This window comes from Pseudomonas oryzagri, assembly GCF_020831405.1.
In the GTDB taxonomy this organism is placed as follows: Bacteria; Pseudomonadota; Gammaproteobacteria; order Pseudomonadales; family Pseudomonadaceae; genus Geopseudomonas; species Geopseudomonas oryzagri.
In genome coordinates this window covers 1-24887 of sequence record NZ_JAJHPU010000009.1, presented here as the reverse complement: position 1 = coordinate 24887, position 24887 = coordinate 1, and the positions used below count along the sequence as shown (strand labels likewise).

General features: G+C 70.4%; 18 protein-coding genes. 8 read left to right on the top strand and 10 right to left on the bottom strand.

Translation table 11 applies throughout. The annotated features are described in order from the left end of the window. Positions 1–49: 49 nt before the first annotated feature. Positions 50–2254, bottom strand: a complete 2205-nt coding sequence (gene yccS, locus LMJ29_RS02995; protein ID WP_229603906.1) for a YccS family putative transporter — start codon at positions 2252–2254, stop codon at positions 50–52. Positions 2255–2799: 545 nt separating this feature from the next. Between yccS and nirB the strand changes: the two genes are divergently transcribed. The 4 genes from nirB to LMJ29_RS02975 all read left to right on the top strand — a co-directional run bounded on the left by nirB (position 2800) and on the right by LMJ29_RS02975 (position 8063). Continuing rightward, positions 2800–5358, top strand: a complete 2559-nt coding sequence (nirB, locus tag LMJ29_RS02990) for a nitrite reductase large subunit NirB (RefSeq protein WP_229603904.1) — start codon at positions 2800–2802, stop codon at positions 5356–5358. Further along, positions 5358–5738 (top strand): nitrite reductase small subunit NirD, encoded by a 381-nt coding sequence (gene nirD / locus LMJ29_RS02985; RefSeq protein ID WP_229603902.1) that lies wholly within the window; start codon positions 5358–5360, stop codon positions 5736–5738. The genes nirB and nirD overlap by 1 nt, the downstream gene beginning before the upstream one ends. A gap of 163 nt (positions 5739–5901) precedes the next feature. After that, the gene (locus LMJ29_RS02980) at positions 5902–7305 is read left to right on the top strand and encodes an NfeD family protein (RefSeq protein ID WP_229603901.1); all 1404 of its coding nucleotides are present in this window, start codon (positions 5902–5904) and stop codon (positions 7303–7305) included. Then, positions 7305–8063, top strand: a complete 759-nt coding sequence (locus tag LMJ29_RS02975) for a slipin family protein (protein ID WP_229604003.1) — start codon at positions 7305–7307, stop codon at positions 8061–8063. The genes LMJ29_RS02980 and LMJ29_RS02975 overlap by 1 nt, the downstream gene beginning before the upstream one ends. 4 nt (positions 8064–8067) lie before the next feature. On the opposite strand, the gene LMJ29_RS02970 is transcribed toward LMJ29_RS02975, so the two are convergent. The 9 genes from LMJ29_RS02970 to LMJ29_RS02930 all read right to left on the bottom strand — a co-directional run bounded on the left by LMJ29_RS02970 (position 8068) and on the right by LMJ29_RS02930 (position 20848). Next, positions 8068–9942, bottom strand: coding sequence for a diguanylate cyclase domain-containing protein (locus LMJ29_RS02970; RefSeq protein WP_229603899.1), 1875 nt, complete (start codon positions 9940–9942; stop codon positions 8068–8070). A gap of 297 nt (positions 9943–10239) precedes the next feature. Next, positions 10240–11616, bottom strand: coding sequence for an ATP-dependent RNA helicase DbpA (gene dbpA, locus LMJ29_RS02965; RefSeq protein WP_229603897.1), 1377 nt, complete (start codon positions 11614–11616; stop codon positions 10240–10242). A 93-nt stretch (positions 11617–11709) separates the two neighbouring features. Further along, the gene (locus LMJ29_RS02960) at positions 11710–12432 is read right to left on the bottom strand and encodes a 3'-5' exonuclease (protein ID WP_229603895.1); all 723 of its coding nucleotides are present in this window, start codon (positions 12430–12432) and stop codon (positions 11710–11712) included. Continuing rightward, positions 12429–14363, bottom strand: coding sequence for a putative nucleotidyltransferase substrate binding domain-containing protein (locus tag LMJ29_RS02955; protein ID WP_229603894.1), 1935 nt, complete (start codon positions 14361–14363; stop codon positions 12429–12431). Before LMJ29_RS02955 ends, LMJ29_RS02960 begins: the two co-directional genes overlap by 4 nt. Before the next feature lie 273 nt (positions 14364–14636). Further along, on the bottom strand, positions 14637–16814 hold the full coding sequence (locus LMJ29_RS02950) for a malate synthase G (protein ID WP_229603892.1): 2178 nt from the start codon (positions 16812–16814) through the stop codon (positions 14637–14639). A gap of 866 nt (positions 16815–17680) precedes the next feature. Further along, entirely contained in the window at positions 17681–18565 is an 885-nt protein-coding gene (rarD, locus tag LMJ29_RS02945; protein ID WP_229603890.1) for an EamA family transporter RarD, read from the bottom strand. A 148-nt stretch (positions 18566–18713) separates the two neighbouring features. Further along, entirely contained in the window at positions 18714–19688 is a 975-nt protein-coding gene (locus LMJ29_RS02940) for a serine/threonine protein kinase (protein WP_229603888.1), read from the bottom strand. 151 nt (positions 19689–19839) lie between these two features. Next, the gene (locus tag LMJ29_RS02935) at positions 19840–20019 is read right to left on the bottom strand and encodes a glycyl radical enzyme family protein (protein WP_229603887.1); all 180 of its coding nucleotides are present in this window, start codon (positions 20017–20019) and stop codon (positions 19840–19842) included. Positions 20020–20092: 73 nt separating this feature from the next. After that, a complete protein-coding gene (locus LMJ29_RS02930; protein WP_377657313.1) occupies positions 20093–20848 on the bottom strand; it encodes a ComF family protein in 756 nt (251 codons plus the stop codon). Between the two features lie 124 nt (positions 20849–20972). Between LMJ29_RS02930 and bioB the strand changes: the two genes are divergently transcribed. The 4 genes from bioB to bioC all read left to right on the top strand — a co-directional run bounded on the left by bioB (position 20973) and on the right by bioC (position 24800). Then, positions 20973–22025 (top strand): biotin synthase BioB, encoded by a 1053-nt coding sequence (gene bioB / locus LMJ29_RS02925; RefSeq protein WP_229603885.1) that lies wholly within the window; start codon positions 20973–20975, stop codon positions 22023–22025. 93 nt (positions 22026–22118) lie between these two features. After that, entirely contained in the window at positions 22119–23291 is a 1173-nt protein-coding gene (bioF, locus tag LMJ29_RS02920; protein WP_229603883.1) for an 8-amino-7-oxononanoate synthase, read from the top strand. A gap of 2 nt (positions 23292–23293) precedes the next feature. Continuing rightward, complete coding sequence (locus LMJ29_RS02915) at positions 23294–24013, top strand: alpha/beta fold hydrolase (RefSeq protein WP_229603882.1); 720 nt, start codon at positions 23294–23296, stop codon at positions 24011–24013. Then, a complete protein-coding gene (gene bioC / locus LMJ29_RS02910) occupies positions 24006–24800 on the top strand; it encodes a malonyl-ACP O-methyltransferase BioC (RefSeq protein WP_229603880.1) in 795 nt (264 codons plus the stop codon). The genes LMJ29_RS02915 and bioC overlap by 8 nt, the downstream gene beginning before the upstream one ends. The last annotated feature ends 87 nt before the right edge of the window (positions 24801–24887 follow it).

Genomic DNA, 24887 nt, shown 5'->3' with positions numbered 1-24887 from the left:
TGAACCCTGAGTGTAGACCGCGATCCCGACATTGGCCTCGAAATGGCCGTCAGTTCGTCGCTGATCGGGCCGCGGCCGCCTCGCCGTCCGGCCCCAGCAGGTGCGCCGCCACCGCGCGCAACGGGGCGAGCTGGCGGCACAGCAGGGCCAGTTCGGTGCGCAGCAGGCGCTGGCGCTCGTCGGCCTCTTCCGGCAACTGCTCCAGCTCGCGGGCCAGCAGCTCCTCGTCGCGCGCCGGCGCCTCGGGCGGCTGGCGGCGGGCAAGACGCTCGGCGATTGCCTCGAGGCTGTCGGCCAGGTAGTCGGCGGGCTGCTCGACCAGGCTGTCGCGCAGCTCGGCCGGCAGGGCGGGGCGGTGCGCGCCGAGGGCGGACAGGTAGCTGAGCAGGGTGTGCGAGAGCACCAGGCAGCGAAAGCCCACGTCGGCCTCGCGGCGGAAGTGGCCGGGTTCAAGCAGCATGTTGGCGAGGCTGGCGGCCAGCGCGGCGTCGGCGTTGTGTGCGTTGCGCCGCGCCACCCGGTAGGCGAGGTCGTCGCGCTTGCCGCTGGCGTACTGCTGGATGATCTGCCGCAGGTAGCGGGCGTGGCAGCTCAGGGTGTTGGCCACCACGCTGGGCAGGCGGCGGCCCTGCCAGTCGGGCAGGATCAGGAACACCGCCAGGCCGGCGATCAGGCTGCCGAGCAGGGTGTCGACCAGCCGCGGCCAGATCAGCCCGTAGCCGTCGCCGACCTGGTTGAAGCAGAACAGCACCATCAGGGTGATCGCCGCGGTGGCCAGGGTGTAGCGCGTGCTGCGGCTGGCGAAGAACACCACCCCGGCGGCCACGGCGATCAGCGACTGCACCACGGCGCCGGGGAACAGGTCGAACAGCGCCCAGCCGGCGAGCAGGCCGCACAGGGTGCCGGCGATGCGCTGGACCAGCTTGGTGCGCGTGGCGCCGTAGCTCGGCTGGCAGACGAATACGGTGGTGAGCAGGATCCAGTAGCCCTGGCTGGGGTGGATCCAGTGCAGCACGCCGTAGCCGGCGGCCAGCGCCACGGCCAGGCGCAGGGCGTGGCGGAACAGCAGCGAGGTGGGCGTGAGCTGCTGGCGCAGGCGCTCGCCGACCTCGCGCAGGCTGTGCGGCGCGCGGTCGTGCAGGGTACTGTCCTGCTCGTCGGCCAGCGCGTCGGGGTTGCGCGCCGCGCTGAGCAGCTGCTCGAGGTTGGCCAGGTTGTTGGCCAGCGCGCGCAGCGAGCGCAGCAGGCCGCGCCACTGCGGGTTGTGCTGCCCCTGCAGATGGTCCAGCGAGGCCTCCAGGTCGGCCAGCGCCTGGGCGCTGGCCTGCTCGTAGGCGAACGGCTGGCGCAGCTCGATGGCGCGGGCCAGCCCCCGGCAGGCCTTGCCCTGTTGCTGCAGCAGCAGCTGGCAGCGGAATAGCACGTCGCTGTGGAAGAACGCCTCGGCCAGCGCGTTGTACGGGTAGTGCGAGGAGCTGGCGCGCTCGTGGATGTCCTGGGCGAGGAAGTACAGCTTCAGGTAGCGGTTCAGCTGCGGGTTCGGCCGGCCCTTGCCGACGCGGTGCAGGATGATCTCCTTGGCGGCGTTGAGCGCGTTCACCAGCCTGCCGTTCTGCTGCGCCAGGGCCAGCCGGCGCGCCTCGACGTCCAGCTCGCGCAGCGGCTCGAACAAGGCGGCCTTGAGGCGCAGGTACATGCCCAGCTCGCGGAACACCCGGGCCAGCGCCTGCTGCACCGGCTGGTGGCTGAACAGCGCCTGCCAGAGCACCGAGAGCAGGCCGTACCAGGCGGCGCCGGCGACCAGCAGCAGCGGCTCGTGCCACAGGTCGACCACCTCGCCGCCGCGCTGGTCGACGCCGATCATGGTGTAGATGGACAGGATCAGGGTCGCCGAGGCGATGGTGCCGTAGCGCTCGCCGAGCGCGCCGAGCATGGTCAGGGCGAAGGCCGACAGCGCCAGGGCGGCGACGAACAGCCAGGGATAGGGGAACAGCAGCTCGACGGCGAAGGCCGCGCCGGCGAAGCACGCCAGGGTCGCCAGCAGCGCCTGCAGGCGGCCCTGCCAGCTGTCGTCGGTCTCCGCCAGGGCGCTGGCGATGATGCCGAGGAACAGCGGGATGAGCAGCTCCATGCGCTCCAGCTGCCAGCTCAGCGCCATGCTGCCGGCCAGGGCGATCAGCACGCGCAGGCTGTAGCTGAACTTGTCCAGCGCCCACAGGCGGCGCAGGGATTGGCGGAGCGAGGGATTGGGCATGGGGCGGTCGACGGCTGCAGGAAGAGGGGGAAGAGCACGGCAAGGCGCATTGTAGACGCAGGCCCGGCTGCGCCGGGAGAGGGCGCTGGCGGTCGTGGCGCGCCTGCGGCCGGTGGGCCAGGCGCTCGCACCGAAAGCGGGATTTCCGAGGCTGGCGCGCACCGTTTTGGTTCGGCGTGCACGCCGGCCGTGCGCGCCGCCGGACCGCCGACGGGCCGCGGCAGTGCCCGGCGACGGCGCCGACCAAGGCTCTGCGCCGCGTCTTGCGCCGCCTTGAGGGAGGGTCTGGGCAAAGCTGGCATGGAATCTGCTCGGCACTGCTCATCCCCTGCCGCCCACGCGTGGCAGGCCGTCCGGATGGTCAATGGCGACCATCGCGCGCCCCAGGCGCAGGACCGGTGAGCCGGGCAGCGTTGCCCAGGCACTCACCGACAGGAACACCAGGCAAAGGCGCCTGGAGCCGCTCGACGGCTCCAGGCGCTTTTTTTTATGCGTTTTTTTTGCCGGCCAGCCGCCTGGCAGCGGCTTCGATCGAGGTACGGGTTATGAGCTCCAGTGACTTCCCCAGCAGCAAAGCGAATCTGGTCATCGTCGGCAACGGCATGGTTGGCCATCACTGTGTCGAGCAACTGGTCGGCAAGGGTGCACTGGCGAGCTTCGAGGTCCACGTGTTCGGCGAGGAGCGCCAGCGCGCCTACGACCGCGTGCACCTGTCCGAATACTTCGGCGGCCGCGATGCCGAGTCGCTGGCCATGTGCGACGCCGACTTCTACGCCAGCCACGGCGTGCAGCTGCATCTGGGCGTGCAGGTGCTGGAGATCGACCGCGAGCGCAAGGAAGTGGTCACCAGCGCCGGGCGCCAGGCCTACGACCAGCTGATCCTGGCCACCGGCTCCTACCCCTTCGTGCCGCCGATTCCGGGTGCCGAGGGCAACTCGCGACTGGTCTACCGCACCCTCGAGGACCTCGACGCCATCCGCGCCGCCGCGGCCAACGCCCGCCGCGGCGTGGTGGTCGGCGGCGGCCTGCTGGGCCTGGAGGCGGCCAATGCGCTGAAATCCCTGGGCCTCGAGGCCCACGTGGTGGAATTCGCCCCGCGCCTGATGCCGGTGCAGCTGGACGCCGAAGGCGGCGCCGCGCTGCGTGCGCAGATCGAGGCCCTGGGCGTCGGCGTGCACCTGTCGCGCGCCACCCAGGAGATCGTCAGCGGCGAGGAATACGCCTACCGGATGAACTTCCAGGACGGCGAATTCCTCGAAACCGACCTGATCGTGTTCTCCGCCGGCATCCGCCCGCAGGACGCCCTGGGCCGCAGCGCGGGCCTGGAGATCGCGCCGCGCGGCGGCGTGGTGATCGACGGCCAGTGCAAGACCAGCGATCCGGCGATCTACGCCATCGGCGAGTGCGCATCGTGGAACGGCAGCGTGTTCGGCCTGGTCGCCCCCGGCTACGGCATGGCGCGCGGCGTGGCAGCGCAGCTGGCCGGCGAGCCGCACGAGACCTTCGCCGGCGCTGACATGTCGACCAAGCTCAAGCTGCTCGGCGTCGACGTCGGCTCCATCGGCGACGCCCACGGCGCCACCCCGGGCGCCAAGAGCTACCGCTTCATCGACGAAGCCAACTCCGCCTACCGCCGCCTGGTGGTTTCCGCCGACGGCAAGCGGGTGCTCGGCGCGGTGCTGGTCGGCGACAACAGCTACTACGACACCCTGCTGCAGTACGCGCAGAACGGCATCAAGCTGCCGGCCGACCCGGCCGGGCTGATCCTGCCGCTGTCCGACGGCGCCCCGGCGCTGGGCGCCGACGCCCTGCCGGACACCGCGACCATCTGCTCCTGCCACAACGTCACCAAGGGCGCGGTGTGCTGCGCGGTGGACGCCGGCATCACCGACCTGGGCGAGCTCAAGGCGCAGACCAAGGCCGCCACCGGCTGCGGCGGCTGCAGCGCGCTGCTCAAGCAGGTGTTCGAGCACGAGCTGTCCGCCCGCGGCGTCGCCGTCGACAAGAGCCTGTGCGAACACTTCGCCCACACCCGCCAGGAGCTGTACGCGATCGTCCGCGTCGAGGGCATCCGCAGCTTCGACGAGCTCTTGGCCAAGCACGGCCGCGGCCACGTCGGCTGCGACATCTGCAAGCCGGCGGTCGGCTCGATCCTCGCCTCGTGCTGGAACCAGCCGATCACCGATCCGCTGCTGATCCCGCTGCAGGACACCAACGACACCTTCATGGCCAACATGCAGAAGAACGGCACCTACTCGATCGTGCCGCGCATCGCCGGCGGCGAGATCACCCCGGACAGGCTGATCGCCCTGGGCGCCGTGGCCAAGAAGTACGACCTCTACACCAAGATCACCGGCGGCCAGCGCATCGACCTGTTCGGCGCCCAGCTGCACCAGCTGCCGGACATCTGGGGCGAGCTGATCGAGGCCGGCTTCGAGACCGGCCACGCCTACGGCAAGTCGCTGCGCACCGTGAAGTCCTGCGTCGGCAGCACCTGGTGCCGCTACGGCGTGCAGGACAGCGTGGGCATGGCCCTGCACCTGGAGAACCGCTACAAGGGCCTGCGCTCGCCGCACAAGATCAAGTTCGCCGTCTCCGGCTGCACCCGCGAGTGCGCCGAGGCGCAGAGCAAGGACGTCGGCGTGATCGCCACCGACAAGGGCTGGAACCTCTACGTGTGCGGCAACGGCGGCATGCGCCCGCGCCACGCCGAGCTGTTCGCCACCGACCTCGACGACGACACCCTGGTGCGCTACATCGACCGCTTCCTGATGTTCTACGTGCAGACCGCCGACAAGCTGCAGCGCACCTCGGTGTGGCGCGAGAGCCTGGAGGGCGGCCTCGACTACCTCAAGGAAGTGATCATCGACGACAGCCTGGGCCTCGCCGCCGAGCTGGAAAGCCAGATGCAGCACGTCGTCGACAGCTACGAGTGCGAATGGGCCAACGCCATCGCCGACCCGGAGAAGCTCAAGCGCTTCCGCACCTTCGTCAACGACGGCCGCGGCGACCCGGACATCCACTTCGTCCGCGAGCGCGAGCAGCGCCGCCCGGCCCGCGCCCATGAACTCCACCTGATCCCCGTTGCCGAGGAGGCACTCTGATGAGCCAGTCCAACGCCGTACGCAAGGAATCCCTGGGCCGCGTCATCCACTGGCGCGCGCTGTGCAGCAGCCACGACCTGGTGGCCAACTCCGGGGTGGTCGCCTGGCACGAGGGCGCCCAGGTGGCGCTGTTCCACCTGCCCGACGCCGCCAATGGCAAGACCCTCTACGCGATTGCCAACAAGGACCCCAAGTCGGGCGCCAACGTCATCGGCCGCGGCATCGTCGGCAGCCTCAAGGGCGAGCTGGTGATCGCCTCGCCCCTGTACAAGCAGCACTTCCGCCTGGAAGACGGCGCCTGCCTGGAGTATCCCGAAGAGTCCCTGCAGGTCTGGCCGGTGCGCCTGAACGGCGACGCGGTGGAGATCGGCGTGGAGTGAGCCCCGCCGGGCCGCGCCGGATCGTCCGGCCGGCTGCGCGGCAGCCCCGTATCGCGCAGCCCGTTTGCCGGGCGCGCATCCCGGCTCGATAGCCGCCGCCGCACAGGCGGCCGCGCTCGACTATCCTTTCCCTGATATCCGCCGCGATCGCCCGGGGAAGGCCATGCTATCTCTCGTCCGTTGCCTGCGCCTGGCCTGCGCCGCGCTGGCGCTGGCGGCCTTGCCGGTGCTGGCCGCGCCGGCGCCGGTGGTGGTGCTGAGCGTCGAGGGCGCCATCGGCCCGGCCAGCGCCGACTACCTGGTCCGCGGCCTGGCGCGGGCGCGCGAGGACGGCGCGCAGCTCGCCGTGCTGGTGATCGACACCCCCGGCGGCCTCGATACCGCGATGCGCGACATCATCAAGGCGATCCTCGCCAGCCCGCTGCCGGTGGCCAGCTTCGTGGCGCCGAGCGGCGCGCGGGCGGCCAGCGCCGGCACCTACATCCTCTACGCCAGCCACATCGCCGCCATGGCGCCGGGCACCAACCTGGGCGCCGCCACCCCGGTGCAGGTCGGCGGCCAGCCCGGCGCGCCGCCGCAACCGCCGGCCACGCCGGACAAGGACGGGGACAAGGACAAGGGCAAGGACGGCGCCGCCGAGCCCTCCGGCGACGTGATGAGCCGCAAGCAGGTCAACGACGCCGCCGCCTATATCCGCGGCCTGGCTCAGCTCCGCGGGCGCAACGCCGAGTGGGCCGAACTGGCGGTGCGCGAGTCTGCCAGCCTGGCCGCCGAGGAGGCGCTGCGCCTCAAGGTCGTCGACTACCTGGCCAGCGACCTCGCCGCGCTGCTGCGCCAACTGGACGGCAAGACCCTCGACGTCGCCGGGCAGACGCTAACCCTGCACACCGCCGGCGCCGAGCTGGTGCAGCGCCAGCCGGACTGGCGCACCCGCCTGCTGGCGGTGATCACCAACCCCAGCGTGGCGCTGATCCTGATGATGCTCGGCGTCTACGGGCTGTTCTTCGAGTTCTCCAGCCCCGGCCATGGCGTCGGCGGGGTGCTCGGCGCCATCTGCCTGATCCTCGCCCTCTACTCCCTGCAACTGCTGCCGGTGAACTACGCCGGCATGGCGCTGATCCTGCTCGGCATCGTGTTCATGACCGCCGAGGCGTTCCTGCCCAGCTTCGGCGCCCTCGGCATCGGCGGGGTGGTGGCCTTCGTGGTCGGCGCGCTGATCCTGATCGACACCGAGGTGCCCGGCTTCGGCATCCCGCTGGCGCTGATCCTCGCCCTGGCCATCGTCAGCGCGGTGCTGATCGCCTTCATCGCCGGCATGGCCCTGAAGGCGCGCCGGCGCATGTCGGTGGCCGGCGACGCCGGGCTGGTCGGCAGCCTGGCCAGGGTGGTGCGGATCGAGGCGGACGATGCGCGCTGCGGCTGGGTGCAGCTGCAGGGCGAACGATGGCAGGTGCGCAGCGCCCAGGCGCTGCGCTCCGGCGAGGAAGTCAGGGTCACCGCCCGCCACGGCGTCCTGTTGGAAGTGGTGGCGGCGCAGACGGCGGCCGAAGGAGGCACGCGATCATGATGGGTTTCGAACTGAGTTTCGCCGCACTGCTGGCCGTGCTGATCGGCCTTCTGGTGTCGGCGTTCCGGATCCTGCGCGAGTACGAGCGCGGGGTGGTGTTCCAGCTCGGGCGCTTCTGGAAGGTCAAGGGGCCGGGGCTGATCCTGGTGGTGCCGGGCCTGCAGCAGATGGTGCGGGTCGACCTGCGCACCATCGTGCTGGACGTGCCGACCCAGGACGTGATCTCCCGCGACAACGTCTCGGTGAAGGTCAACGCGGTGGTCTACTACCGGGTGCTCGATCCGCAGAAGGCGATCATCCAGGTCGAGGACTACAAGGTGGCGACCAGCCAGCTGGCGCAGACCACCCTGCGCGCGGTGCTCGGCAAGCACGAGCTGGACGACATGCTCGCCGAGCGCGAGCGGCTCAACGTCGATATCCAGCAGGTGCTCGACGCACAGACCGACGCCTGGGGCATCAAGGTGGCGAACGTCGAGATCAAGCACGTCGACCTCGACGAGTCGATGATCCGCGCCATCGCCAAGCAGGCCGAGGCCGAGCGCGAGCGGCGCGCCAAGGTGATCCACGCCGAGGGCGAGCTGCAGGCCTCCGAGAAGCTCATGCAGGCCGCCGCGATGCTCGCCCGGCAGAGCGGCGCCATGCAGCTGCGCTACATGCAGACCATCGGCAGCATCGCCGGCGACAAGAGCTCGACCATCGTCTTCCCGCTGCCGATCGACCTGCTGCAGGGCCTGGGCGAACTGGCCCGCAAGGATTGAGCGCTCAGGCGCCGTCGGGGCGCGCCTCTTCCTGCGCCTCGTCGTGCGGCGTCTCGCCCAGGCAGATGCGGTTGCGCCCGGCGGCCTTGGCCCGGTACATGGCGCGGTCGGCCTCGCGCAGCAGCGCCGCGCTGCCGGCGCCGGGGCCGAAGCTGATGCCGATGCTGGCGCCGATGTGGATCTCCTCGCCGAGCAGGTAGAACGGCTCGCCGAGGATGTCGAGGATGCGCGCGGCCGCCGCCTCGGCCTGCTGCGTGCTGCCGATGCTCTCGCAGACCAGCACGAACTCGTCGCCGCCCAGGCGCGCCACCAGGTCGGTGGTCCGCGCGCTCTCCTGCAGGCGGGCGGCGACCTGGCCCAGCAGCAGGTCGCCCGCCTCGTGGCCGTAGCTGTCGTTGACCGGCTTGAAGCCGTCGAGGTCGAGGAGGATCAGCGCCAGCAGCTCGCGGCGGCGCAGGGCGCGCTGCCAGGCCTGCTCGAGGTGCTGGCGCAGGGCGGTGCGGTTGGCGAGGCCGGTGAGCGGGTCCTTCATCGCCAGTTCTTGCAGCCGCTCGTTGGCCGCGGCCAGCGCCTCGGTGCGTTCGGCCACGCGCTGCTCCAGCATGCGCTCCTGCTCCTGCAGGGCCTGCAGGCTGTGGCGCTGGATGGCCAGCGCCATGGCCTGGGCCGCCACCTTGAGGCGCTTGAGCGCGTTGAGCCGCGCCGCCAGGCCGAAGGACAGCAGCAGCAGGGCGAGCATCGAGCCGAACTGCAGGGCGTTGGCGGTGAGCGCGTTGGACGGCAGCACGCCGTAGTTGCGCAGCGCCAGCAGCACCGCGCCGCCCAGCAGCAGCAGGCAGATCGCGCTGTACAGCGGCGCGGCGGGCAGCCGGCGGCGCACGCAGTCGATGGCGCAGACCAGCAGCAGGAGCAGGTTGGCGACGCCGCTCAGCGACAGCGCCTGCAGCATCAGGGCGAGCGGCAGCAGCAGGGTGCCCAGGGTGACGGCCAGCTGCGCGGCGATGTCGATGCCGAGCAGGCGGTCCCAGGTCCGCGTGTAGCGCGCGGTGTCGAGAAAGCTGCGGGTCAGCAGGACGGCGCTGGCGTTGGTCAGGGCCAGGCAGAAGGGCAGCACGCGGTTGCTCCACTCGCCGCCCTGCGGCCACAGGTACTGCGCGCCGAAGCCGGAAAAGCCCAGCATGCTGGCGGCGAAGCTGCCGGCGAACAGCACGTAGTACAGGAAGCTGCGCTCGCGCACGGTGAGAAACAGCAGCAGGTTGTAGCTGGCCAGGGTCAGCAGCACGCCGAAGTACAGGGCTTCGAGCATGGCGTCGCGCAGGCTGTGCTCGACGAAGTTGGCCACGCTCCACAGGCTGGCGTCGAGGGTCAGGCTGCCGGCCGAGCGCACGCGAAAGTACAGGGTGCGCTGCTCGCCGGGGGCCAGGCTGACCGAGAACAGCGGGGCGGGGTAGGCCAGGCTGCGCAGGTGCAGCGCCAGGGTGTCGCCGGCGACCTGGCGCTGCACGCCGTCGGCGCCGACGTTGAACAGCTCGACGGAGTCCAGCGGCGGGTAGCCGAACTCGATGCGCCACTCGCCGCCGTGGTCGGCCGGCGCGCGCAGCTTGAGCTGCAGCCAGATGGCGTCGTGGCTGTAGCCCAGGCTGAGATCGTTGCGCCGGCGGCTGGGGCGGAAGTCGGCTCCCCGTGCCGCCAGCTGCTCGACGCCGAGGCGGGCGCCGGGGTCGCGCAGCAGGCCGAAGTGGCGATGCAGCTCCACGCCCTGCTCGCGGCCGTCGAGCTGCAGGGGCGCGCGGCCGTCCTGCGCGATCGCCAGCGGCGCCAGCAGGGCGAGGAGGAGGATGAGCGGCAGCCACGGACGACGCAGCGCAGACGGGCGCACAACGAGCCCTTCCGGCACCGTCCCTTGGGCGCTCCGGCCGAATCCGTGATGCATGAGAGATCCGCGAACTCCATGACTGGGCCTCGCGGTTCCCTGCCGGGGAGGCCGATTGCGGGCGGCCGCGTTGCCCTTTCCAGGGCGCGGCCGTACCTCAACTGTAGCCAACCGCGACCGGGCGTCGTGGGCAATCGGCGGAGCGCCGCCGTCGGCCGCGGCATGGCCGACGAACGGCAGTCACGCCGCGGGCGGGATTTCAGCGGTTTTTCAGCAGAGTTTCAGCGGATGTTCAGCGGATGCTCAGAGAATCCGCGCCTTGTAGTGGCGGCCCTTGACCTTGCGCTCGCTGAGGCGCTGCAGCGCCGCCCTGGCCTGCTCGCGCTCGACCGCCACGTAGGCGTTGAAGTCGTAGAGGGCGATCTTGCCGATCGCCGTGCCCGGCAGGCCGCCCTCGCCGGTCAGCGCGCCGAGGATGTCGCCCGGGCGCAGCTTGTCCTTGCGGCCGCCGTTGATGCACAGGGTGGTCATCGGCGGCAGCAGGCGCTCGCTGCCCAGCGGTTTGAGCAGCTCGAGATTGCCCCACTGCAGCGGGCTCTGCTGCAGCTCTTCGATGGCGCTGGCGCGGCTCGCCTCGCTGGGCGCCACCAGCGACAGCGCCAGGCCCTTGGCGCCGGCGCGGCCGCTGCGGCCGATGCGGTGCACGTGCACCGCCGGATCGCGCGGCAGCTCGAGGTTGATCACCGCCTCCAGGCCGTCGATGTCCAGGCCGCGGGCGGCCACGTCGGTGGCCACCAGCACGCAGCAGCTCTGGTTGGCGAACATCGCCAGCACCTGATCGCGCTCGCGCTGGTCGAGATCGCCGTGCAGGGCCAGCGCGGAGATCTTGCGCGCGTCGAGCATGCCGGCGAGTTCCTGGCACTGCGCCTTGGTCTGGCAGAACACCACGCTGGAGGCCGGGCGGAAGTGCAGCAGCAGGCGCGCCACCGCTTCCATGCGCTGCTTGGGATCGACCTCGTAGAAGCGCTGCTCGATCACGCTCTGGTCGTGCTGGCTCTCCACCTCGACGCGCTGCGGCTGGCGCAGGAAGCGCGCGGCCAGCTGCTCGATGCCCTCGGGGTAGGTGGCGGAGAACAGCAGGGTCTGCCGGCGGCTCGGGGTCTGTTCGATGATTTCGCTGATGGAGTCGACGAAGCCCATGTCGAGCATGCGGTCGGCCTCGTCGAGCACCAGGCGGCTCAGGCCGTCGAGCTTGAGGCTACCGCGGTTGAGGTGCTCGAGCACCCGCCCGGGGGTGCCGACGACGATGTGCGCGCCGTGCTCCAGCGAGCCGATCTGCGGGCCGAACGGCACGCCGCCGCACAGGGTCAGCACCTTGATGTTGTTCAGGCCGCGGGCCAGGGCGCGGATCTCCTTGGCCACCTGGTCGGCCAGCTCGCGGGTCGGGCACAGCACCAGCGCCTGGCAGCCGAAGTAGCGCGGGTTGAGCGGGGCGAGCAGGCCGAGGGCGAAGGCGCAGGTCTTGCCGCTGCCGGTGCGCGCCTGGGCGATCAGGTCGTGGCCGGCGAGGATGGCCGGCAGGCTGTGCGCCTGGATCGGCGTCATCTCGCGGTAGCCGAGGGCGTCGAGGCTGGCGAGCAGGGGGGCGGGCAGCGGCAGGGTGGTGAAGGCGGCGGTCACGGGGCGGGCCTGGCAACGGAAATGGCCGGCGAGTGTAGCAGGATGGCCGCCTCGCCGCCGTCCGCCCCGGCCGGCGGTCGGCTGCCGTCGGGGTTACAGCGCGTGTTGGGCGGCGCTGCGCGAGCGGTGCCAGTGGGCCAGGCGCTGGCTCAGCTGGTAGACATTGTCGAGTTCCATGCGCCGCGCGCGGTTGAACAGGATCAGGGCGATCTCGGCGGTGGCCAGGGCGTCGGCCGAGGCGTGGTGGCGCTGCGCCATGCTGAGCTTGAAGTAGTCGATCCAGTGGTCGAGGCCGCCGCGCTGCACGAAGGCCTCGGGGAACAGCATGGGTGCGAGGTCGGCGATGTCGAAGAACGGATGCTGCAGGCGGTAGCCCAGCTCGGTCTTCAGCGCGCGGGTCAGCATGCGCTGGTCGAAGGGCGCGTGATAGGCGAGGAACACGCAGTCGCCGGCGAACTCCATCAGCTGCAGCAGCGCCTCGGCCGGGGCGACGCCGCGGGCCAGCGCGCTGGGCGGGATGCCGTGGATCAGCACGCTCTCGGTGACGGTCTTGAGCTGGCGCTGCAGGGTGCACTCGAACTGGCGACCGAAGTCGATGGCGCCGTCCTCGATCAGCACCGCGCCGATCGACAGCACGATGTCGCGCTCGACGTTCAGGCCGCTGGTCTCCAGGTCGAGCACCACGAAGCGCTGGGTCTGCAGCGGCCGGCCGTCGAGCGGCGGCGGCGAGGCCAGGCGCTGCAGGCGGCGGCGCTGCTCGTCGTCGAGCTGCGGCCCCCTGCCGAGCAGGGCGCTGAGGAAGGCGAACGGGTTCATAGCTGGTAACGCACGCTGAGGCGGGTCTGCAGGCGCTGCGCCTGGCGGAAGGATTCGCGCAGGATGCGGCGGTCGAGGGTGTTCAGGGTGTCCGGGTCCAGGCGGTTGCTGAGCGGCTTGCCGGCGCGCTCCTGCAGCTGGTGCTGCTGCATGCGGATCAGCTGGATGAAGTGGTAGGCCTCCTCGAAGGAGGCGGCGTCCTTGGCCTCGATCACCCCGCGCTCGGCGAGCAGGCGGAAGCGCTCCAGGGTGTTGCTCTCGCTGATGCCGTGGGCCAGGGCGAGGATCCGCGCGCCGTCGACGAAGGGCGTGAGGCCCTCGATCTTGAGGTCGAGGGTGTCCTTCTCGGCGCCGCGGCTGGCCACCACGAAGTCGCGGAAGCGGCCGATCGGCGGGCGGTGCAGCATGGCGTTGCCGGCCATCATGCGCTGGAACAGCGCGCTGTCGGCGATCATCTCCAGCAGGCTGTCGACCAGCACCTTGCAGCCCTCGCTCGGCCCCCACACCGCGCGCAGGTCGAAGAAGATGGTCGAGTGCAGCAGGTGCTCGGGGTTGGGGTTGTGAATGATCCCGGCGAAGCGGCGCAGCCACTCCTGGCGCGACAGGCACAGCTCGGGGTTGCCGGCCATGATGTCGCCCTTGCACAGGGTGAAGCCGCACTGGTCGAGGGCCTGGTTGATCTCGCGGGCCAGCGGCAGCAGGCGCTGGCGGATCCGCTCGGCCTCGGCCTGGTTGGCCGCCTCGAAGAGGATGGCGTTGTCCTGGTCGGTGTGCAGGGTCTGCTCGCGGCGGCCCTCGCTGCCGAACACCAGCCAGGTGAAGGGCACGCCGGGATCGCCGAGGCGGGCGATGGTCAGTTCGATCACCCGGCTCACGGTATGGTCGTTGAGCAGGCTGATGATGTGGGTGAGCTGCGCGGGGCTCGCGCCGTGGGCGAGCATGTTGTCGATCAGGTGGGCGATGTCGCCGCGCAGCGCGGCCAGGGCGGCCACCGAGCCGGCGCTGCTGATGGTGCGCGCCAGGTGCACCAGGTCGACGCGCTGCAGGGAGAACAGGTCGCGCTCGGAGATCACCCCGACCAGGCGCTCGTCCTCGACCACGCAGACGTGGGCGATATGCCGCTGGGTCATCGCCAGGGCGGCGTCGAAGGCGGTGGCCGAGGGCGGCAGGTGGAACGGGTCGGGGATCATCAGCAGGTCGAGCGGCACCTGCAGGTCGCCGCTGCCGTCGGCGATCACCCGGCGCAGGTCGCGCAGGGTGAAGATGCCGATCGGGCGCTGCTGGCCGTCGACCATGATCAGGCTGCCGACGTGCTGCTCGTGCATCAGGCGCACGGCGTCGCGCAGGCGGGTGCCGGAGGTGCAGGTGACCGGACTGCGCGAGGCCAGCTCGCCCAGGCGGGTATCCAGCGAGTACTGCGCGCCGAGGGTCTCCGCGGCCTTGAGCTGGACCTGCTGGTTGACCTGGTCGAGCAGGCTGCTCACCCCGCGCATGGCGAAGTCGCGGAACGGTACCGAGAGGCCGAGCAGGCGGGCGAAGGCCTCGCGGTTGAGCTGCAGGCAGAAGGTGTCCTCGGCGGCCAGGTAGTCGGTGCGCGTCGGCCGCTCGCCGACCAGCGCGCCCATCGGGAAGCATTCGCCGACGGCGATCTCCAGGGTGTTCTGCATGCCGCTGCCGGTGGGGCTGGGGCGCTGGCCGATGACGTGGCCCTGCTTGACCACGTACATGTACTCGACGCGGCCGTCGGCCGGCCGGAGCACCGGGTCGCCGGCGGCGTAGAAGCGCAGCTGGCAGTTCTCCACCAGGAAGCCGAGATGGCCGGCTTCCATCTGGTCGAACGGCGGGAAGGCCTGCAGGAACTGGATGGTGCCCTGGATGTTCTGCAGGACCGCGGTCTTGCCGGCCTCGGCGAAGGCGTCCGCCTTGCTCATCGTGTCGTTCTCCCTGAAACGCTGGTGGCTGTCGAGTGTGCCGGTCGGGCGCGGCGGCCCGTTTGACCCAGGTCGGCCGGCGGGCGCAGCACGCTCGCCGCGGCGGGGCGGTCGGCTGGTCGAGCCTTCACGCTAGCGGCTGGCCGGAGCGCTGGCAATCGGCCTTTGGCCGGGGGGAGGGGCCCAAAAGCACAACGCGCCGCCCCCCGGAGGGGAGCGGCGCGTTGCGGGGTTGGGGCGCGGGCCTGGACGCGCCCCGAACCGGGTGCGCGATCAGCGGCCGTACTTGGCCTTGAACTCGCGACGACGGCGGTGCAGCACCGGCTCGGTGTAGCCGTTGGGCTGCTTGCCGCCTTCGATGCACAGCTCGAGGGCCGCCTGGAAGGCGATGTTGTCCTCGAAGTTCGGCGCCATCGGGCGGTACAGCGGGTCGTTGGCGTTCTGACGGTCGACCACCAGGGCCATGCGCTCGAAGGTCTCGCGCACCTGGGCCTCGGTGCACACGCCGTGGCGCAGCCAGTTGGCGATGTGCTGGCTGGAGATGCGCAGGGTGGCGCGGTCTTCCATCAGGCCGACGTCGTTGATGTCCGGCACCTTGGAGCAGCCGACGCCCTGGTCGATCCAGCGCACCACGTAGCCGAGGATGCCCTGGGCGTTGTTGTCCAGCTCGTTCTGGATCTCCTCCGCGCTCCAGCTGATGCTCGGCGCCAGCGGGATGGTCAGGATGTCGTCCAGCGAGGCGCGCTCGCGCTTGGCCAGCTCCTGCTGGCGGGCGAACACGTCGACCTTGTGGTAGTGCAGGGCGTGCAGCGCGGCGGCGGTCGGCGACGGCACCCAGGCGGTGTTGGCGCCGGCCAGCGGGTGGGCGATCTTCTGCTCGAGCATGCCGGCCATCAGGTCGGGCATGGCCCACATGCCCTTGCCGATCTGCGCGCGACCGGACAGGCCGGTGGCCAGGCCGATGTCGACGTTCCAGTTCTCGTAGGCCTTGATCCAGGCGGCGTTCTTGATGTCGCCCTTGCGGATGAAGGCGCCCGCTTCCATGGAGGTGTGCAGCTCGTCGCCGGTGCGGTCGAGGAAGCCGGTGTTGATGAACACCACGCGCTCGCGGGCGGCCTTGATGCACGCCTTGAGGTTGACGGTGGTGCGGCGCTCCTCGTCCATGATGCCGACCTTGAGGGTGTTGCGGGGCATGCCGAGGACGTCCTCGACGCGGCCGAACAGCTCGTTGGTGAAGGCGGCTTCTTCCGGACCGTGCATCTTCGGCTTGACGATGTACACGCTGCCGGTGCGGCTGTTCTTGCGGCTGGTGTTGCCGTTGAGGTTGTGCAGGGCGATCAGGCTGGTGACCAGGCCGTCCATGATGCCTTCCGGCACCTCGTTGCCTTCCTGGTCGATGATCGCGTCGTTGGTCATCAGGTGACCGACGTTGCGCACGAACAGCAGGGAACGGCCGTGCAGGCTCAGCTCGCCGCCGTTCACCGCGGTGTAGACGCGGTCGGCGTTCATGGTGCGGGTGAAGGTGCTGCCGCCCTTGGCCACTTCCTCGGCCAGGTCGCCCTTCATCAGGCCCAGCCAGTTCTTGTAGGCGATGACCTTGTCTTCGGCATCGACGGCGGCGACCGAGTCTTCGCAGTCCATGATGGTGGTCAGCGCGGCTTCCATCAGCACGTCCTTCACGCCCGCCGCGTCGGTCTTGCCGATCAGGCTGTTGCGGTCGATCTGGATCTCGAAGTGGTTGCCGTTGTGCTTGAGCAGCACGGCCTTGGGCGCGCTGGCCTCGCCCTGGAAGCCGATCAGCTGGGCCGGGTTCTTCAGGCCGGTGCTGCCACCGTTCTGCAGGCTGACGACCAGCTTGCCGCCGTCGATGGCGTAGCCGCTGGCGTCGACGTGGGAGGCGCCTTCCAGCGGCGCGGCCTCGTCGAGGAAGGCACGGGCGAAGGCGATGACCTTGGCGCCGCGCTGCGGGTTGTAGCCGGCGCCTTTCTCGGCACCGCCTTCTTCCGGGATGGCGTCGGTGCCGTACAGGGCGTCGTACAGCGAGCCCCAGCGGGCGTTGGCGGCGTTCAGGGCGAAGCGCGCGTTCATCACCGGCACCACCAGCTGCGGGCCGGCCATGCGGGCGATCTCGTCGTCGACGTTGGCGGTGGTGGCCTGGAAGTCTTCGGCTTCCGGCAGCAGGTAGCCGATTTCCTGCAGGAAGGCCTTGTAGGCGACTGCGTCGTGGCCCTGGCCGGCGCGGGCCTGATGCCAGGCGTCGATCTTGGCCTGGAGGTCGTCACGCTTGGCGAGCAGGGCGCGGTTCTTCGGCGCCAGGTCGTGGATCACGCGGTCGGCGCCAGCCCAGAATTGGTCGGCGGACACGCCGGTACCGGGAATGGCCTCGTTGGTGACGAAGTCGTAAAGGGCTTTGGCGACCTGCAGGCCACCGACTTGGACGCGTTCAGTCATTGCTTGCCTCACTCTGTTGGGAGTCGCATCGGACCGCGGCCACGCCGTTATGTAGTCCGAGCCGCGACATACTACATGATGCCGTTCGGGAAATGCACGAAGGCCGGTCGGCCTTCGACAAAAGTCGGGGAAAACCGCTACTCAAGGCCCGCCGGCGGTTTTCCACAGGCGCACGCGGGCATCTTCAGGTTCCGTCCGGACCCGGCGCGCGACGACGCGGCAGCGCCGCTGGTCGGGTTGTCCACGTTTGGCGTGGATGGGGCTGTGGACAAGCCTTGGGCATAGCGCTGCAGGCCAGACGCCACGCGGCCTGCAGGCGACTGTGCGGTTTTTGATCAGGCCAGTTCGGGTTATGCACGGCGGGCGTGGATGCCCCTGTGGATAAGCTCTGGAGCCCTCGGCGCAGGCCAGATGCGCCGGGGCCTGGCGAGGCTTGGCGATTTTTTGCGCGCTTTGTGGCGTCCGGGGTGTGGAAAAGTCATCCAAGAGGCGGTATTGGCCGTTGTGCACAGCGCGGCGGTTGTCCACACGGGGCGTGGATCAGGGTGTGGACAAACTGCGGGCAGCTTGCTGCAGGCCACGCACGGCGCGGCCTGCAGCGAGGTGTACGTTTTTTGTGCAGCACGCTTCGAGGGATGCGCGGGCGGGTTTTTCCCCCATTGCGGGGGATCAGCCTGTGGATAAGCTCGGGATGGATGGCCGGGGCGCAGCGGCGGCGGGGCTTGGCGGGCGTTTGGTCGTTTTTTGATCAGCCGAAGGCCGGCCGGCTTGTGCACATCCGCCGGGGATCAGGGTGTGGATAAGCTTGGGGCAAGGCCGCGTAGGCCACGGCCGGCGCGGCCTGCACGGGATTGCTCGAAAAATGCTCAGGCGCGGCGCAGGGCCAGGCCGGCGTCCAGGCTGTACACCACCAGCGCCGCCCAGATGCAGGCGAAGGCCAGCAGGCGGGCCGGCTCCAGCGTCTCGCCGAAGAAGAACACCGCCTGCAGCAGCACCAGGGTCGGCGCCAGGTACTGCAGGAAGCCCAGGGTGGCGTAGGGCAGGTGGCGCGCGGCGGCGTTGAAGCACAGCAGCGGCAGCACGGTGACCGGCCCGGCCATGGCCAGCCACCAGGCCTGCGGGCTGCTCCAGAACGCCTGCTGGCTGCTGCCGGCGTCCGGATGCAGCCACAGCCAGCCGAGCGCCAGCGGCAGCAGCAGCCAGGTTTCCACCGCCAGGCCCGGCAGCGCCGCCACCGGCGCGCGCTTGCGCAGCAGTCCGTAGAAGGCGAACGACAGCGCCAGCAGCAGCGACACCCAGGGCAGGCTGCCGAGCTGCCAGACCTGCTGGGCGACGCCGACGGCGGCCAGCGCCACCGCCAGCCACTGCAGGCGGCGCAGGCGCTCGCCGAGCAGCAGCAGGCCGAGCAGCACGTTGATCAGCGGATTGATGTAGTAGCCGAGGCTGGCCTCGACCATGTGCGCGTTGTTCACCGCCCACACGTAGATCAGCCAGTTGCAGGCGATCAGCAGGCCGGACAGGGTGAGCACGCCCAGGCGCTGCGGGTTGTCGCGCAGCTCGCGCCACCAGCCGGGGTGACGCCAGAGCAGCAGCAGGAGCGCGGCGCCGAGCGCCGACCAGAGCACGCGGTGGACGACGATCTCCAGCGCGGGGATGCTCGCCAGGAGCTTGAAGTAGAGCGGAAACAGGCCCCAGATGACGTAGGCGGTCAGGCCGAGGAGATACCCGCGACGCGGGTTGGCGGTGGTCATGCAAGGCTCCTGAAATTTAGGAAGCTAAGTATTTTGTCGCACCATTCTAGTGCGTGGCGGCGGGGCTGTCTGTCCTCGACGCGACCTGGCGGCGACCGGCCGGCAGCCGGCCGTCAGCTTTTCCTTACAGCCCGGGAGGGACCACAAATTAGTAGAGGCGCAGCGGCTCCTCGTCGAGCGCGGCCAGCTGTTCGCGCAGGGTCAGCACCTGCTCGCCCCAGTAGCGTTCGCTGCCGAACCACGGGAAGCTGGCCGGGAACGCCGGATCGTCCCAGCGCCGCGCCAGCCAGGCGCTGTAGTGGATCAGGCGCAGGCTGCGCAGGCCCTCGATCAGCGCCAGCTCGCGCGGCGCGAAGTCGTGGAATTCCTGGTAGCCGTCGATCAGCTCGCTGATCTGCCGCAGGCGCTCCTGGCGGTCGCCGGCCAGCAGCATCCACAGGTCCTGCACCGCCGGGCCCGTGCGGCAGTCGTCGAGGTCGACGATGTGGAACTGCTCGTCGCGCAGCAGCAGGTTGCCGGGATGGCAGTCCCCGTGCAGGCGGATCGGGGCGTATTCGACGCGGGCGAACAGCTCGTCCAGACGTGCCAGCAGGTCGCGCGCCACCGAGTGGTAGGCCGGCAGCAGGCTGGCGGGAATAAAGTTGCCGTCGAGCAGGGTGGCCAGCGATTCGTGGCCGAAGTTGCTCACCGTCAGCGCCTCGCGGTGGGCGAACGGCCGGCTGGCGCCGATGGCGTGCAGGCGGCCGAGCAGCTGGCCGAAGCGGTACAGCTGGTCGAGGTTGCCCGGCTCCGGGGCGTGGCCGCCGCGGCGCGGGAACAGCGCGAAGCGGAAACCGGCGTGCTCGAACAGGCTGTCGCCGTCGACCAGCAGCGGCGCCACCACCGGTACCTCATGGGCCTCAAGCTCGAAGCTGAAGGCATGCTCCTCGCGGATCGCCGCATCGCTCCAGCGCGCGGGACGATAGAACTTGGCGATCAGCGGCACCTCGTCCTCGATGCCCACCTGGTAGACGCGGTTCTCGTAGCTGTTCAGCGCCAGCACGCGGGCGTCGCTGAGAAAGCCGAGGCTTTCCACGGCGTCCAGCACCAGATCGGGAGTGAGGGTGGCGAAGGGATGGCTCATGACGGGCTCCAGGCAGAGGCCTGGGAGTGTACCCCTTGCCGTCATGGTTTTGCCTGGCGCGCAGGGTCAGTGCCTCTATACCTGAGGGGCGGTCGATCAGGTATAGGGACGGCCCGGGATCGACGATTGCCTTGGTCCGGCCCGTTGGCGCTCAACCGCCGACGAAGTTGAACAGCACGTAGATCAGCGCGGCGAGGATGACGAAGAACAGCGCGTACTTGGCCGCCAGCAGCAGCTTGCTCTCGCCGGGGATCTCGGCGTGGCAGTGCGGGCAGGTCTTGGCGTGGCGCTCGACGTCCTGGTGGCATTCGCGGCAATGGACGATGGTCATGACTGTATTCCCCCGGCCTGGTGTGGTCGATGCGTTCCCTCTGCGCCAAGCGTAGACCAGCGGCGGGCCGCCTTCAGGCCGGCGCCGGCGTGCGCGCCAGGCAATAGACGTCCACCCGCGCCGCACCGGCCTGGCGCAGCAGGTGGGCGAGCGCCTCGGCGGTGGCGCCGGTGGTCAGCACGTCGTCGACCAGCGCCAGGTGGCGGCCGGCCACTAGTCGCGGATCGGCCAGGGCGAAGGCGCTGCGCAGGTTGCGTTTGCGCGCCGCAGCGTCCAGCGCCTGCTGGGCGGCGGTGTCGCGCGGGCGGCGCAGCAGGTCGTCGTCCACCGCGATGCGCAGCGACCCGCCCAGCCAGCGCGCCAGCAGCGCCGCCTGGTTGAAGCCGCGCAGGCGCAGGCGCTGCGCGGCCAGCGGCACCGGCAACAGCAATTCGGGGCGCGGCAGGCCCTCCAGATGGGCGTGGCGCAGGTGCTCGGCGAGCAGCTCGCCGAGCAGGCGGCCCAGCGGCCAGGCGCCCTGGTGCTTGAAGCGGGTGATCAGCGCATCGACCGGGAAGGCATAGCGCCACGGCGCCTCGACCCGGGTAAAGCTGGGCATGCGGCGCAGGCAGTGCGCGCAGGTCAGCCCCGCCGCCGGCAGCGGCAGGGCGCACACGCTGCAATGCGCGCCGAGCCAGGGCAACTCGTCCTGACAGGCGCCGCACAGGGCGTGGGCGGTGTCGGCGGGCAGGTCGCAGAGCAGACAGGCGGAGGCGCCGGCGGCGAGGCGCAGCCGGGTCAGGGCGGCGCTCACGTTGAATAGGTTATTTTTTGTCCATTGGTAAACCATGATTTTCCCTGCAGTTGACATCTTCTCCGCCGCCCGGAGAAGATGCGGCCATCCATGCCGCCCTGCCACTCTAGCAGGGCCGCTGTCCGCCATGCGCCGCCCCGCCAACCAGGAACACCGCCCCATGAGTGCCAACGCTTCCCTGCGCCACGACTGGACCCTCGACGAGGTCCGCGCCCTGTTCGCCCAGCCGTTCAACGACCTGATCTTCCAGGCCCAGGGTGTGCACCGCCAGCACTTCAACCCCAACGAGGTGCAGGTGTCGACCCTGCTGTCGATCAAGACCGGCGCCTGCCCGGAAGACTGCAAGTACTGCCCGCAGTCCGGCCACTACAACACCGGCCTCGACAAAGAGAAGCTGATGGAAGTGCAGAAGGTGCTCAAGGCCGCCGCCGAGGCCAAGGCCATCGGCTCGACCCGCTTCTGCATGGGCGCCGCCTGGAAGCATCCGAGCGCCAAGGACATGCCCTACGTGCTGGAGATGGTCAAGGGCGTCAAGGCCATGGGCCTGGAGACCTGCATGACCCTGGGCACCCTCGACCAGGAGCAGACCATGGCCCTGGCCGACGCCGGCCTGGACTACTACAACCACAACCTCGATACCTCGCCGGAGTTCTACGGCAATATCATCACCACCCGCACCTACGCCGAGCGCCTGCAGACCCTCGGCTACGTGCGCGAGGCGGGCATGAAGATCTGCTCCGGCGGCATCCTCGGCATGGGCGAGTCGCTGGACGACCGTCTGGGCCTGTTGATCCAGCTGGCCAACCTGCCCGAGCACCCGGAGTCGGTGCCGATCAACATGCTGGTGAAGGTCAAGGGCACCCCGCTGGCCGAGGCCGAGGACGTCGATCCGTTCGACTTCATCCGTACCCTGGCCGTGGCGCGCATCCTCATGCCGCAGTCGCACGTGCGCCTGTCCGCCGGCCGCGAGCAGATGAACGAGCAGATGCAGTCGCTGGCCTTCCTGGCCGGCGCCAACTCGATCTTCTACGGCGAGAAGTTGCTGACCACCGGCAACCCCGAGGCCGAGCGCGACATGCGCCTGTTCCAGCGTCTGGGCATCAAGCCCGAGGCCCGCGAGGAGCATGCCGACGAGGTGCACCAGGCCGCCATCGAGCAGGCACTGGTCGAGCAGCGCAACTCGCAGCTGTTCACCGACGCCGCTGCCGTCTGATTCTGTAGGGGCGAATTCATTCGCCTGACGTAGCCGCGTCGGGCGAATGAATTCGCCCCTACAGCGACCTGCATTACCTAGCATCGAGCCGCCATGCCCTTCGACCTCGCCGCCCGTCTCGCCGCCCGCCGGGCGGACAACCTGTTCCGCCAGCGCCCGCTGCTCGAAAGCCCGCAGGGCCCGGAGGTGGTGGTCGACGGACAAAAGCTCTTGGCCTTCTGCTCCAACGACTACCTGGGCCTGGCCAACCACCCCGAGGTGATCCGCGCCCTGCAGCAGGGCGCGGACAAATGGGGCGTCGGCGGCGGCGCCTCGCACCTGGTGATCGGCCATAGCCAGCCGCACCATGAGCTCGAAGAGGCGCTGGCCGAATTCACCGGCCGGCCGCGCGCGCTGCTGTTCTCCACCGGCTATATGGCCAACCTCGCCGCGGTCACCGCGCTGGTGGGGCAGGGCGACAGCGTGCTGGAGGATCGCCTCAACCACGCCTCCCTGCTCGACGCCGGCCTGCTGTCCGGCGCGCGCTTCTCGCGCTACCTGCACAACGACGCCGCGAGCCTGGCCAAGCGCCTGGACAAGGCCGAGGGCAACAGTCTGGTAGTCACCGATGGCGTGTTCAGCATGGACGGCGATCTGGCCGACCTGCCGGCACTGTGCGCCGCGGCGCGCCGGAAAGGCGCCTGGGTGATGGTCGACGACGCCCACGGCTTCGGCCCGCTGGGCAAGACTGGCGGCGGCATCGTCGAGCACTTTGGCCTGGGCATCGACGACGTGCCGGTGCTGGTCGGCACCCTCGGCAAGGCCTTCGGCACCGCCGGCGCCTTCGTCGCCGGCAGCTTTGAGCTGATCGAGACGCTGATCCAGTTCGCCCGCCCGTACATCTACACCACCAGCCAGCCGCCGGCGGTGGCCTGCGCCACGCTGAAAAGCCTCGAGCTGCTGCGCAGCGAAGGCTGGCGCCGCGAACACCTGAATGCGCTGATCGCGCGTTTCCGCGCTGGCGCCAGTGAGCTGGGCCTGACCCTGATGGACAGCCCGACGCCGATCCAGCCGCTGCTGATCGGCGACAGCGCCCGCGCGGTGGAATTCTCCCGCCTGCTGCGCGAGCGCGGCCTGATGGTCGGCGCCATCCGCCCGCCCACCGTGCCGGCCGGCACCGCGCGCCTGCGCGTGACCCTGTCCGCCGCGCACAGCGTCGAGCAGGTCGATCGCCTGCTGGCCGCGCTGGGCGAGTGCCAGGCGCTGCTACCCCCGGTCGAGGAATGACCATGAGCAAACTGATCCTGCTGCCCGGCTGGGGCCTCGGCCCGGCCGCGCTGCAACCGCTGGTCGCCGCCCTGAACGAACAGGGCCTGGCGACCGAACTGGCCGAGCTGCCGGCGCTGGCCTCCGACGATCCCGCGGCCTGGCTGGACGAGCTGGACGCCCGCCTGAGCACCGACTGCTGGCTGGGCGGCTGGTCGCTGGGCGGCATGCTCGCTGCCGCGCTGGGCGCGCGCCGGGGCGCGCGCTGCAACGGTCTGGTCACCCTGGCCAGCAACGCCGGCTTCGTCGCCCGCGAGGGCTGGCCGGACGCCATGGGCAGCGAGACCTTCGCCGCCTTCCGCGCCGGCTGCGCCAGCGATGCCGTCGCCACCCTCAAGCGCTTCGCCATGCTCTGCGCCCAGGGCTGCAGTGATGCCCGCGCGCTGGGTCGCCAGCTGCAGCAGGGCCTGCCGGCTCAGGCGGCGGAGCAACTGCTCGCCGGCCTGGACGTGCTGGCCGCGCTGGACAACCGCGCGGCGCTGGCGAGCTTCGCCGGGCCGCAACTGCACCTGCTGGCCGAGCTGGACGCCCTGGTTCCGGCCGCCGCCGAGGCGCTGCTGGCCTTGCTACCGGCCGGCGAGGTCGACGTGCTGGAGGGCTGCGGCCACGCCTTCGTCCTCGAGCAGCCGCAGGCGCTGGCCGCGCTGCTCGCCGAGTTCGTCCGCGAGGCCGACGATGACTGATTCCGCCGCCGATCTGCCGGACAAGCGCCAGGTCGCCGCCTCCTTCTCGCGCGCCGCGGCCAGCTACGACAGCGTCGCCGAGCTGCAGCGCGCGGTAGGTGGCGAGCTGCTGGCGCGCCTGCCGGCCGATCTGGCCCCGCATGACTGGGTCGATCTGGGCAGCGGCACCGGCCATTTCAGCCGCGCGCTGGCCGCGCGTTTCCCGCAAGGGCAGGGCACCGCCGTGGATATCGCCGAGGGCATGCTGCGCCACGCCCGTCCGCTGGGCGGCGCCAGCCGCTACGTCTGCGGCGACGCCGAGCGCCTGCCGCTGGCCGCCGCCAGCCAGGAGCTGATCTTCTCCAGCCTGGCCCTGCAGTGGTGCGCGGACTTCGCCGCCGTGCTCGGCGAGGCGCGCCGCGTGCTGGCGCCGGGCGGGGTGCTGGCCTTCACCAGCCTGTGCGTCGGCACCTTGCAGGAGCTGCGCGACAGCTGGCAGGCGGTGGACGGCTTCGTCCACGTCAACCGCTTCCGCCGCTTCGAGGACTATCAGGCGCTGTGCGCGGCCAGTGGTCTCGAGGTGGTCACGCTCACCAGCGAGCGCCGCGTGCTGCACTACCGCGACCTGCGCCAGCTGACCCACGAGCTGAAGGCGCTCGGCGCGCACAACCTCAACCCCGGCCGTCCCGGCGGCCTCACCGGTCGCGCGCGCGTGCTGGCGCTGCTCGAAGCCTACGAGCGCTTCCGTGACGAACAGGGCCTGCCGGCCAGCTGGCAGGTGGTGTACGGGGTGTTGCGGCGGGTGTGATGCATGATGGCTCCCACGCTCCGGCGCTCGGCGTTATACATAAGTCGCGTGAACTCGAGAGGTAGTAATGAGCTGGGCGACAGAAGA